The following is a 12,012-nucleotide window of genomic DNA, read 5'->3' as shown; positions in this document are numbered from 1 at the left end:
GCCATACGAATACAACGAAGGAGACGACCCCGATGCGACCCATCCTGCGCACCCTCGCCGTTGCGGCCAGCCTGAGCTGCGCGCTCGCCGCTCACCCCGCGCTCGCCGAAGACGGCGGCAAGATCACGATCATGGTCGGCGGGATCGCGAAGCTGATCTACCTGCCCGCGCGGCTCACGCAGGAGCTCGGCAACTTCAAGGCCGAAGGGCTCGACGTCGAACTGCTGTCGCAGCCGGCCGGCGTCGACGCCGAGAACGAGCTGCTGGCGGGCGCCGTGCAAGGCGTCGTCGGCTTCTACGACCATACGGTCGACCTGCAGAGCAAGGGCAAGGACGTGAAGGCGATCGCCGTGCTCTGCCAGGTGCCGGGCGAGGTCGAGATGGTGTCGACCAAAGCGGCGCCGACCTTCAAGTCGATGGCCGACGCGAAGGGCAAGACGCTTGGCGTGACGGGCCTCGGCTCGTCGACCAGCTTCCTCACGCAATATCTGGCGCTGCAGCACGGCGTGCCGTCGACGCAGTACACGATGCTGCCGGTCGGCGCCGACGCGAGCTTCATCGCCGCGATCAAGCAGGGCCGGATCGACGCAGGGATGACGACCGAGCCGACCGTGTCCGCGCTCGAGAAGATGGGCGATGCGAAGGTGCTGGTCGACATGCGCACCCTCGAGGGCACGCGCGCCGCGCTCGGCGGCACCTACCCGGCCGCGAGCCTGTACGTGCAGTCGGCCTGGGCCGATTCGCACAAGGCGGAAGCCACCAAGCTCGCGCACGCGTTCGCGAAGACGATGCAGTTCATCCACACGCACAGCGCCGAGGAAATCGCCGCGAAGATGCCGGCCGACTACCAGAAGGACAAGGGCCTGTACGTGTCCGCGCTGAAGGCGTCGCTGCCGATGTACACCGCCGACGCGAAGATGCCGGCCGACGGCCCGACGACCGTGCTGAAGGTGCTGTCGGCGTTCAACCCGTCGGTGAAGGGCAAGCACATCGACCTGGCGCGCACCTACACCAACGATTTCGTCAACGCGAAGTAATCGATCCCGGTACCGGCGCCCGCGGCGGCGATCCCGCTGTCGTGCGTTCCCCGTTCCGGCCCGGCTGACCGGCCCGGCGCCGCCACGATGCGGCGCCCTCTTCACCCGCAGGACGAATGCGATGAACCAGGCAGTTTCCCCGAGCACACCGGCGATCGAGTTTCGCAATGTGTCGTGCCGCTACATTTCGCCGGAAGGCAAGGCCACCGTCGCGCTGCGCGACTTCAGCATGAGCGTCGCGCGCGGCGAGTTCATCGCGATCGTCGGGCCGACCGGCTGCGGCAAGTCGACCACGCTGAACCTGATCACCGGGCTGCTCAAGCCGGTGTCGGGCGAGGTGCGCGTGATGGGCCGCCCGGTCGACGGGATCGACCCGCGCATCGGCTTCGTGTTCCAGGCCGACGCCGTGTTCCCGTGGCGCAACGTGATCGACAACGTCGCGGCCGGCCCCTTGTTTCGCGGCCGCTCGAAGGACGTCGCGTACACGCAGGCCGAGGAATGGATCCGCAAGGTCGGCCTCGACAAGTTCACGAAGCACTACCCGCACCAGCTCTCCGGCGGGATGCGCAAGCGCGTCGCGCTCGCGCAGACCTTCATCAACCAGCCGGAAATCCTGCTGATGGACGAGCCGTTCTCCGCGCTCGACATGCAGACGCGCACGCTGATGCAGGACGAACTGCTGCAGCTGTGGTCCGCGAACAAGGGCTCGGTCGTGTTCGTCACGCACGATCTCGAGGAGGCGATCGCACTCGCCGACCGCGTGTTCGTGCTGACCGCGCGCCCCGCGACGCTCAAGCGCGTGTACGAGATCGACCTGCCGCGCCCGCGCGTCATGTCGGAAGTGCGCTACGACGCGCGCTTCGTCGAAATTTCCAAGGACATCTGGCACGACCTGCGCGAAGAAGTGCAGATCGGCTGACCGCACGGCAGCCATGGCAACACACAGCAAGGACAGGAGCATGACCGACATGACGCTTCCCACTACCGCCCTTACGGCGACGACGCTCGAGGACGACGAGCGCGCCGCGCAACGCCGGCTGCGCCGCCGGCGCAACCTGATCGTCACGTTGCGGATCGCCGTGCTCGTCGTCGTGCTCGGCGGCTGGGAACTCGCCGCACGGCTGAAGTGGATCGACCCGTTCTTCTTCTCGATGCCGTCGCTGATCTTCGAGCAGATCCAGGACTGGTTCGTGAACGGCACGTCGCAAGGCCCGCTGCTCACGCAGGTATGGGTCACGCTCGAGGAAACCGGGATCGGCTTCCTGATCGGCTCGGTCGCCGGCGTGATCTGCGGGATCGTGCTCGGCCGCAACAAGCTGATGGCCGACGTGTTCGGCCTGTACATCCAGATCGCCAACTCGATTCCGCGCGTCGTGCTCGGTTCGATCTTCGTGATCGCACTCGGCCTCGGAATGGCGTCGAAGATCGCGCTGGCCGTCGTGATGGTGTTCTTCGTCGTGTTCGGCAACGCGTTCCAGGGCGTGCGCGAAGCCGACCGCTACCTGATCGCGAACGCGCAGATCCTCGGCGCGTCGCGGCGGCAGATCACCACGGCGGTCGTGATTCCGTCCGCGCTGAGCTGGATTCTGGCGAGCCTGCACGTGAGCTTCGGCTTCGCGCTGGTCGGTGCGGTCGTCGGCGAATTCCTGGGTTCCAAGCAGGGCATCGGCCTGCTAATCTCCACCGCCCAGGGCGCATTCAACGCCAGCGGCGTGTTCGCGGCGATGATCGTGCTGGCCGTGGTCGCACTGGCCGCCGACTACCTGCTGACCTGGATCGAGAAGCGGCTGCTGAAGTGGCGTCCCGCTGCGTTCTGAGCCGCGCACGCATCGGATGACACACCCGAACCGCGCCGGTTGCCCCGGCGCGGTTCGGCATTGAGGAGAAGGAATGGCGCACAGCCTGCGCGGGCGGCTCCTGTGGTGGCTGCTGCTGCCGCTGGCGGCTTTCGTGCTGATCGCGGGCGCGATGTCGTACGACACCGCGCGGCGCACGGCCGCGCTCGTGCAGGACAGCGCGCTCGTCGCGTCGGCGCGCACGATCGGCGAGGACGTGGAATGGCGCAACGGGCTGCCGGTCGCCGACGTGCCGCCGGCCGCACTGGAGATCTTCGAATCGCCGTCGCGCGACTCGGTGTTCTACAAGGTGATCGACAGCCACGGCCGGCTGCTCGCGGGCAACCCGGCGCTCGAGGTCCCTGCCCGGCACGGCGTCGACCCGACGCTGTACGCCACGACGCTCGACGACCTGCCGCTGCGCGCGGCCGCCTACGATCGGCAGCTCTACGACGAGGGGCAGGTCGAGACGATCACGGTGGTCGTCGCGAAGACGACGCGCTCGTACGACGCGATGGTCGCGACGATCTGGCGGCCGCAGCTCATGCGCCTGTCGCTGATGCTGGTGCTCGCGATCGTGCTCGTCTATCTCGGCCTCACGCTCGAGCTGCGCCCGCTGATGAAGCTGAAGGACGACGTCGCGGACCGCGGGCCGATGGAGCTGGAGCCGATTCGCCCGGAGCGGCTGCAGCATGAGCTGCGACCGATCGTCGACGCGATCAACCAGTGCATCGCGCGGCTCAACACGCACACGGCCACGCAGCGCCGCTTCATCGCCGACGCCGCGCATCAGCTGCGCACGCCGATCGCGGTGCTCGACACGCAGATCCAGTACGCGCAGCAGCGCGGCAACGGCGATCCGGACCTCGCGTCGGTGCTCGACAGCATGCAGCGCAGCAGCCGCAAGATGGCCGACGTGACCGACAAGCTGCTGCTCCTCGCGCATGCGGAAGCGACCCCGCCGACGCTGCTCACGCATCGCGTCGACCTCGCCGCGGTGGTGTCGAGCGTGCTGGAGGAAACGATCGTGCTCGCGCAGCGGCGCGCCATCGACCTCGGCGCCGATCTCGGCGAACGGCTCGACGTCGCGGGCAGCGACAGCCTGCTGACCGCGCTGGTGATGAACCTCGTCGACAATGCGGTGCGCTATACGCAGCCGGGCGGCTGCGTGACGGTCGTCGCGCGGCGCGACGGCGATGCGGTCGTGCTCGACGTGGTCGACAACGGCCCCGGCATTCCGGCCGAAGCGCGGCCGCACGTGTTCAAGCGGTTCTACCGCGTGGCGGCGGACACCGAAGGCTCGGGCCTGGGGCTCGCGATCGTCCGCGAGATCGCGCAGGCGCACGGCGGCAGCGTGATGCTCGCGCCGGGGCCCGGCAATCGCGGTATCGTCGTGACTGTGCGGCTGCCCGCCTTTGATTGAAGAGATGCCGTCATGAAACTCCTGCTGGTCGAAGACAACGCCGAACTCGCGCACTGGATCGTGAACCTGCTGCGCGGCGAGGATTTCGCGGTCGACTGCGTCGGCGACGGCGAACGCGCGGACACGGTGCTGAAGACCGAGCGCTACGACGCGGTGCTGCTCGACATGCGGCTGCCCGGCATCAGCGGCAAGGAAGTGCTCGCGCGGCTGCGGCGCCGCAACGACAACGTGCCGGTGCTGATGCTGACCGCGCACGGTTCGGTCGACGACAAGGTCGACTGCTTCGGCGCGGGCGCCGACGATTACGTGGTGAAGCCGTTCGAATCGCGCGAACTGGTTGCACGGATCCGCGCGCTGATCCGCCGGCAGGCGGGCGTCGCCACGACGCAGCTCGTGTGCGGCGATCTCGTCTATGCGTTCGGCACGCGCGAATTCCGCTGCGGCGACGCGGTGCTCGCGCTGCGCCGCCGCGAGCACGCGATTCTTGAAACGCTGATGCTGCAGCAGAACAAGACGGTGTCGAAGGCGCGGCTGATGGACAGCGTGTTCGCGCTCGACGACGAGCCGAGCGCCGATGCGATCGACATCTACATCCACCGGCTGCGCAAGCATCTCGCGCTCAGCACGGCCGAAATCATCACGCTGCGCGGGCTCGGCTATATCCTGCGCGCGAAGAGCGCGCAGGACTGACGGGGGCTACCGCCCTGCCGCTGAAAACCGATTCGTAGCACGAAACGCGTCGCAGGCCCGCCGGCTGTCCGTCGGGCTCGCGCTCGCCCGCCTGCCCGATCCGCGATTATTGCGCGTTCGGTGTTTTCACCGATCCAATTCTTTCCTCCGGGAAAGCGGCGTGAAGGATTGCACCCTCTACGATGCTATGCGTCGGCCCTCTCGCTGTGGTCGGCAACATCCGGCATACATTACGTACTGCCAACGAACAGATTTCAATTCGGCAGCTCGGAGGAGACGATCTTGAAACGAAAAACCCTTGCCCTTTCCATCGCCGCGGCTGGCCTGTGCGCCGGCACCCAGGCGCATGCGCAATCGAGCGTGCAGCTCTACGGCCTGATGGACCTGAGCTTTCCGACCTACCGGACCCACGCCGACGCGAACGGCAAACACGTGATCGGGATGGGCAACGAAGGCGAGCCGTGGTTCAGCGGCAGCCGTTGGGGCCTGAAAGGCGCTGAAGACATCGGCGGCGGCACGAAGATCATCTTCCGCCTCGAAAGCGAATTCGTGGTCGCGAACGGCCAGATGGAAGACGAAGGCCAGATCTTCGACCGCGACGCCTGGGTCGGCGTCGAGGACGAACGTTTCGGCAAGCTGACGGCCGGCTTCCAGAACACGATCGCGCGCGACGCGGCGACGATCTACGGCGACGCATACGGCTCCGCGAAGCTGACCACCGAGGAAGGCGGCTGGACCAACTCGAACAACTTCAAGCAGATGATCTTCTACGCGGCCGGCCCGACCGGCACGCGCTACAACAACGGCCTCGCGTGGAAGAAGCTGTTCAGCAACGGCATCTTCGCGAGCGCCGGCTACCAGTTCAGCAACTCGACCGCGTTCGCGACCGGCTCCGCGTACCAGGCCGCGCTCGGTTACAACGGCGGCCCGTTCAACGTGTCGGGCTTCTACAACCACGTGAACCACAACGGCTTCAGGAACCAGACGTTCTCGGTCGGCGGCAACTACACGTTCAGCATCGTGCGCCTGAACGCCGGCTACTTCCGCTACAACGGCGACCAGGGCTCGCTCGGCCAGCGTCACGACGATTCGTGGACCGTGTCGGTGAAAGTCGCGCCGAAGGGCGCGCTCGACTACGAGCTCGGCTACCAGCAGATGCGCATCAAGAACGCCGCGAACAACGCCGACGGCTTCACGCCGAACGCGAACCTCGGCGCGTTCAGCCTGACCAACGGTGTCGCCAACGGCTTCAAGGAGACGATCTACGGGTCGGTGTTCTACCACCTGAGCAAGCGCACCGAAGTGTACCTGGCCGGCGACTACATGCGCCTGCACGGCGGCTACACGGTGGCGTCGACGTTCGGCGCGAAAAACCAGCTCGAACTCACGTCGGGCATCCGCACGCGCTTCTGACCTCGGGGACGGCCATCCGGGCGGGGCCTTCGGGCCCCGCCTTACCCTCCATCCGGGATTCTCCATGCGGGCACGCCGGCGCACTGCGCCGACCGTGCCCTTTTTTTCGTCGTTTTCGGTCCTCTTTTTCAGCCCGCGCGGCAGGCCCCGCCGGACGCCCGCCGGCAACCGCTCCGAAGCCGCTTGCGGCCCGTGGGGCGGGCGATCGCGGCCGATGCACGCACGATCGCATCACATCGGTGCTTGACCTGCGCCGACCGACTCGCTAGCGTTTCGGGTTTGCCCGGGCGGCCATTGCCGCCGGTGCCGTGAGTGCGCCCGACGTCCTGGCGCACGCGGCCGGGCTCCGATGGAAAAAACGATGCAGAAACTCGATGCGGCGAGCCCGCAGGCGATGTCGACGGATTTCACCGCCGACAACGTCGCGCGCCTGAAGGCGCTGTTCCCCGAACTCGTGACCGAAGGCCCGGACGGCGCGTCGGTCGACGTCGACGTGCTGAAGGCGCTGGTCGGCGAGCGCACCGTCGGCGCCGCCGACGAGCGCTACGGCTTCCACTGGCACGGCAAGCGCAGCGCGCGCCAGGCCGCGCTCACGCCGTCGACGGGCACGTTGCGCCCCTGCCCCGACGACAGCGTCGCGTGGGACGACACGCGCCATCTCGTGATCGAGGGCGACAATCTCGACGTGATGAAGCTGCTGCACAAGAGCTACGCGGGCAAGGTGAAGCTCGTCTACATCGACCCGCCGTACAACACCGGCAGCGATTTCGTCTATCCGGACGACTTCAGCGACAGCATCCGCCACTACCTGGCGATGACGGGCCAGACCGACGGCGGCGTGAAGCGCAGCACCAATACCGAGGCGAACGGCCGGTTCCACACCGACTGGCTGAACATGATGTATCCGCGCCTGAAGCTCGCGCACGCGCTGCTGTCCGACGAAGGGCTGATCGCCGTGCACATCGACGAGCACGAGGTGCATGCGCTCGTGCTGATGCTGCGCGAGATCTTCGGCGAGGAGAACGAGCTCGGCGTGGCCGTGTGGGACAAGCGCAATCCGAAGGGCGACGCGCGCGGCGTCGCGTACCAGCACGAATCGCTGGTGCTGTTCGCGCGCAACGCCGAGACGCTGCTCGAACAGGCGCCGCTGAAGCGCCCGAAGCGCAACGCGCAGCGCATGCTCGACGCCGCGCACGACGCGGTGTACCGCAGCGGCAACGCGAAGGACGCGCAGAAGGCGTACCGCGCGTGGATGAAGGCGCAGACCAACCTGTCCGGCGGCGAGGTGATGTACGACCGGCTGTCGGCCGACGGGCGCGTGTACCGCCTCGTGTCGATGGCGTGGCCGAACAAGAAGAAGGCGCCGGAAGAGTATTTCACGCCGCTGATCCACCCGGTCACCGGCAAGCCGTGCGCGATGCCGGCCCGCGGCTGGCGCAATCCGCCCGCGACGATGCAGGCGCTGATCGAGCGCGGCCAGATCGAATTCGGCCCGGATGAAACCACGCAGCCGCAGCGGATCTACTACCTCGACGAGAACATGTACGAGAACGTGCCGTCGGTGCTGCCGTTCGCCGGCTCCGACGACGCGCTGCTGAAGACGCTCGGCATCCCGTTCGACCAGCCGAAGCCGGTCGATTTCGCGGCGGCCGTGATCGGCTGGTGCACGCGCGGCGACGACATCGTGCTCGACTGCTTCGCGGGCTCCGGCTCGACCGGCCACGCGGTGATGCAGGTGAACGCGACCGACGGCGGCGCGCGCCGCTACATCCTCGTGCAGCTGCCCGAGACGCTCGACCGGCGCGACAAGACGCAGCTCGCGGCCGCCGATTTCTGCGCGAAGCTGAAGAAGCCGACGACGCTCGCCGAAATCACGAAGGAACGCCTGCGCCGCGCCGCGCAGCAGGTCGCGCGCGATTATCCGGAAAGCTATGGCGACCTCGGTTTTCGCGTGTACCGGCTCGACACGACCAACGTGATCGAGTGGGATCCGCGCCGCGACGACTTCGACCACGCGCTGTTCGCGTCCGTCGAGCACGTGAAGACCGGCCGCAGCGAGGACGACCTGCTCGCCGAGCTGACGCTGAAGCTCGGCCTCGATCTGTGCACGCCGGTCGAGCATCACCAGGTCGCCGGCAAGACCGTGCATCTGATCGGCCGCTCGATCGTCGCGTGCTTCGATGCGCGCATTTCGCGCGACGACGCGGGCCCGCTCTCCGACGGCATCGTCGAGCTGCTCGATGCGACCGGTGCGACACGCGACGTCACGTGCCTGTTCCGCGACAGCGGCTTCGTCGACGACGTCGCGAAGCTCAATCTCGCCGCGCTGCTCGAGCAGCACGGCGTGAAGCGCGTGCGGAGCCTGTGATGCGGCTGCATTTCGAAGCGGATCTCGACTACCAGCGCGAGGCGATCGACGCCGTCTGCGACCTGTTTCGCGGCCAGGAATCGTATCGCGGCGACTTCAGCGTGCTCGCGAACGCCGCGCCCGGCACGACGGCCGCCGCGCAAGGCTCGCTCGGCTTCGCGGTGTCGGAGCAAGGCGTCGGCAACCGGCTGTCGCTGACCGACGACGCGCTCGCGCGCAATCTCGCCGACGTGCAGTTGCGCGGCGGGCTGCCGCCGTCCGGCCTGCCCGGCTCGCGCGACTTCACCGTCGAGATGGAGACCGGCACCGGCAAGACCTACGTGTACCTGCGCACGATCTTCGAGCTGAACCGCCGCTACGGCTTCACGAAGTTCGTGATCGTCGTGCCGTCGATCGCGATCAAGGAAGGCGTGCACAAGACGCTGTCGATCACCGAGGACCATTTCCGCGCGCTGTATGCGGGCGTGCCGTACGACTACTTCCTGTACGACTCCGCGAAGCTCGGCCAGGTGCGCCACTTCGCGGCGAGCGCGGCGATCCAGATCATGGTGATGACGGTTGCCGCGATCAACAAGAAGGAGATCAACAACCTCTACAAGGACAGCGAGAAGACCGGCGGCGAAAAGCCGATCGACCTGATCCGCGCGACGCGGCCGATCGTGATCGTCGACGAGCCGCAGAGCGTCGACGGCGGGCTCGAGGGGCGCGGGCGCGAAGCGCTCGCCGCGATGGCGCCGCTCTGCACGCTGCGCTATTCGGCGACGCACGTCGACCGTCATCACATGGTGTACCGGCTCGACGCGGTCGATGCGTACGAGCGCAAGCTCGTCAAGCAGATCGAGATCGCGTCGGCGATCGTCGAGGATGCGCACAACAAGCCGTACGTGCGGCTCGTCGGCGTGTCGAACCGGCGCGGCGCGATCAGCGCGCGCATCGAGCTGGACGTCGCGACCGCGGCCGGCGTAAAGCGCCAGATCGTGTCGGCGACCGACGGCGACGATCTCGAACGCCTGACGAAGCGCGCACTGTATGCGGGGCTGCGGGTCGGCGAAGTCCATGCGGTGAAGGGCGCCGAGTACGTCGAGCTGCGCCATCCGGAAGGCGAGGCGTTCCTGTCGCTCGGCGAGGCATTCGGCGACATCGACACGCTCGCCGTGCAGCGCGAGATGATCCGCCGCACGATCCGCGAGCATCTCGACAAGGAATTGCGCCTGGCCGAGCGCGGCGTGAAGGTGCTGTCGCTGTTCTTCGTCGATTCGGTCGAACGCTATCGCCGCTACGACGAGAACGGGATGCCCGTGAAGGGCGACTACGCGCTGATCTTCGAAGAGGAATATGCGCGCGCGGCCCGCGTGCCGGCTTACCGTGCGCTGTTCGACGGCGTCGACGTCGCGCTCGAGGTCGAGCGCGCGCACAACGGCTACTTCTCGATCGACCGCAAGGGCGGCTGGACCGACACGAGCGAGAGCAGCGCCGCCGCACGCGAGAACGCGGAGCGCGCGTACGGCCTCATCATGCGCGAGAAGGAAGCGCTGCTGTCGTTCGACACGCCGCTGAAGTTCATCTTCTCGCACTCGGCGCTGAAGGAAGGCTGGGACAACCCGAACGTGTTCCAGATCTGCACGTTGCGCGACATCCAGACCGAACGCGAGCGTCGCCAGACGCTCGGCCGCGGGCTGCGCCTCGCCGTCGACCAGGACGGCGAGCGCGTGCGCGACCCGGGCGTAAACACGCTGACCGTGATCGCGACCGAGCGCTACGAGTCGTTTGCCGAGAACCTGCAGAAGGAAATCGAGGCCGATACCGGCATCCGCTTCGGGATCGTCGAGGAACACCAGTTCGCGGCGCTGCCGGTGCAGGAAGGCGACGGGCCCGCGCATGCGCTCGGCATCGAGCTGTCACGCGTGCTGTGGGCGCATCTGCACGAGCAGGGCTACGTCGACGCGCAGGGCAAGGTGCTCGACCGGCTGAAGGATGCGCTGCGCCAGAGCGCGCTCGTGCTGCCCGAAGCGTTCGAGACGCTGCGCGCGCCGATCGTCGCGACGCTGCGCAAGCTGTCGGGCCGCTTCGCCGTGCGCAATGCGGACGAGCGGCGCGCGATCGCGTTGCGCCGCGACGCGTCGGGCAAGGCCGTCGTGTTCGGCGACGACTTCCGCGCACTGTGGGACCGTATCCGCCACCGCACCGTGTACAGCGTCGCGTTCGACAACGCGAAGCTCGTGCGCGACTGCACGGCCGCGCTGCGCGACGCGCCGGACATCGCGCGCGCCCGGCTGCAGTGGCGCAAGGCCGAGATCGACATCGGCAAGGCCGGCATCGAGGCGGTCGAGGTGGCCGGCGCGGGCACGGTGCTGATCGACGAGGGCGAGCTGCCGCTGCCCGACCTGCTCACCGAGCTGCAGGACCGCACGCAGCTCACGCGCCGCTCGCTCGCGACGATCCTGGCCGACAGCGGCCGGCTCGACGATTTCCGCGTGAATCCGCAGCAGTTCATCACGCTGGCCGCCGATGCGATCAACCGCTGCAAGCGGCTCGCGCTGGTCGCGGGCATCGCGTACCGCAGGCTCGGCGAACGCAACGTGCATGCGCTCGAATCGTTCGAGAGCGAGGCGCTGACCGGTTATCTGCGCAACCTGCGTCCCGATGCGCGCAAGTCGATCCACGAGGCCGTCGTGTGCGAGACCGACGCGGAGCGTGCATTCGCCGATGCGCTGGAAGCGCACGACGGCGTGAAGCTGTACGCGAAGCTGCCCGCGTGGTTCCGCGTGCCGACGCCGCTCGGCAGCTATCACCCGGACTGGGCGGTGCTCGCGGAGCAGGATGGCGGCGAGCGGCTGTATTTCGTCGTCGATACGCCGAATGCCGATGGCGACGTGACGAGCGAGCACGAGCGCGCGAAGCTCGCGTGCGGTGAAGCGCATTTCCGTGCGCTGGTGGACGGGGAAGATGCCGCGCGATTCGTGCGCGTCAGGCAGGCGGATGCGTTGTTCGAGCCTGCTGCAGCCGTCGCGCCGCTGGCGGGCGCGGGACGCTGAAACGAAGGGCGGCGACGAGCCGCCCTTTTTTCATGGAGCGGGCCGCGACGCCGCTGCGGTGGCCGTCTCTTGCGGGGCTAATCCGCCTGTCGTTCGCATGAAAGCGATCTGTATCCTCGCGCGTTCGTGCGCGTGGTTACGGCTGGTTGCAAATCGGGGTCGATGCGGTGCTGGCGCGCGACAGTCTCTAGCGCAGCCGGCATGAAAAAAG

8 protein-coding genes are annotated in these 12,012 nt (G+C 67.7%); all 8 read left to right on the top strand.

All coding sequences use genetic code 11. From position 1 onward, the window contains the following. The first annotated feature begins 32 nt into the window (after positions 1 to 32). The 8 genes from ACVK00_RS26840 (at position 33) to ACVK00_RS26805 (ending at position 11,801) form a co-directional block, all read left to right on the top strand. On the top strand, positions 33 to 1,037 hold the full coding sequence (locus ACVK00_RS26840) for an ABC transporter substrate-binding protein (protein WP_166723968.1): 1,005 nt from the start codon (positions 33 to 35) through the stop codon (positions 1,035 to 1,037). A 121-nt stretch (positions 1,038 to 1,158) separates the two neighbouring features. Further along, a complete protein-coding gene (locus ACVK00_RS26835; protein ID WP_354122884.1) occupies positions 1,159 to 1,956 on the top strand; it encodes an ABC transporter ATP-binding protein in 798 nt (265 codons plus the stop codon). 49 nt (positions 1,957 to 2,005) lie between these two features. Next, positions 2,006 to 2,854 carry an ABC transporter permease gene (locus ACVK00_RS26830; protein WP_175676264.1) on the top strand — a complete coding sequence of 283 codons (849 nt, stop codon included), beginning with the start codon at positions 2,006 to 2,008 and terminating at the stop codon, positions 2,852 to 2,854. 73 nt (positions 2,855 to 2,927) lie between these two features. Then, entirely contained in the window at positions 2,928 to 4,295 is a 1,368-nt protein-coding gene (locus tag ACVK00_RS26825) for a sensor histidine kinase (RefSeq protein WP_284900549.1), read from the top strand. A 12-nt stretch (positions 4,296 to 4,307) separates the two neighbouring features. After that, positions 4,308 to 4,985: a response regulator gene (locus ACVK00_RS26820; protein ID WP_175755577.1), complete on the top strand. Its 678-nt coding sequence runs from the start codon at positions 4,308 to 4,310 to the stop codon at positions 4,983 to 4,985. A gap of 282 nt (positions 4,986 to 5,267) precedes the next feature. After that, complete coding sequence (locus ACVK00_RS26815) at positions 5,268 to 6,398, top strand: porin (RefSeq protein ID WP_228906323.1); 1,131 nt, start codon at positions 5,268 to 5,270, stop codon at positions 6,396 to 6,398. A gap of 349 nt (positions 6,399 to 6,747) precedes the next feature. Beyond that, complete coding sequence (locus ACVK00_RS26810; RefSeq protein ID WP_166723972.1) at positions 6,748 to 8,766, top strand: site-specific DNA-methyltransferase; 2,019 nt, start codon at positions 6,748 to 6,750, stop codon at positions 8,764 to 8,766. Further along, on the top strand, positions 8,766 to 11,801 hold the full coding sequence (locus tag ACVK00_RS26805) for a type III restriction-modification system endonuclease (protein WP_284900555.1): 3,036 nt from the start codon (positions 8,766 to 8,768) through the stop codon (positions 11,799 to 11,801). The genes ACVK00_RS26810 and ACVK00_RS26805 overlap by 1 nt, the downstream gene beginning before the upstream one ends. Positions 11,802 to 12,012: the final 211 nt, after the last annotated feature.

Source organism: Burkholderia sp. PvR073 (genome assembly GCF_054055695.1).
The sequence above is the reverse complement of the archived record's forward strand: the minus strand, read 5'-3'. Positions and strand labels throughout refer to the sequence as shown.

Coding starts and splice junctions, on each gene's coding strand:
- ACVK00_RS26840 (WP_166723968.1), top strand. CDS start 33: ATGCGACCCATCCTGCGCACCCTCGCCGTTGCGGCCAGCCTGAGCTGC.
- ACVK00_RS26835 (WP_354122884.1), top strand. CDS start 1,159: ATGAACCAGGCAGTTTCCCCGAGCACACCGGCGATCGAGTTTCGCAAT.
- ACVK00_RS26830 (WP_175676264.1), top strand. CDS start 2,006: ATGACGCTTCCCACTACCGCCCTTACGGCGACGACGCTCGAGGACGAC.
- ACVK00_RS26825 (WP_284900549.1), top strand. CDS start 2,928: ATGGCGCACAGCCTGCGCGGGCGGCTCCTGTGGTGGCTGCTGCTGCCG.
- ACVK00_RS26820 (WP_175755577.1), top strand. CDS start 4,308: ATGAAACTCCTGCTGGTCGAAGACAACGCCGAACTCGCGCACTGGATC.
- ACVK00_RS26810 (WP_166723972.1), top strand. CDS start 6,748: ATGGAAAAAACGATGCAGAAACTCGATGCGGCGAGCCCGCAGGCGATG.
- ACVK00_RS26805 (WP_284900555.1), top strand. CDS start 8,766: ATGCGGCTGCATTTCGAAGCGGATCTCGACTACCAGCGCGAGGCGATC.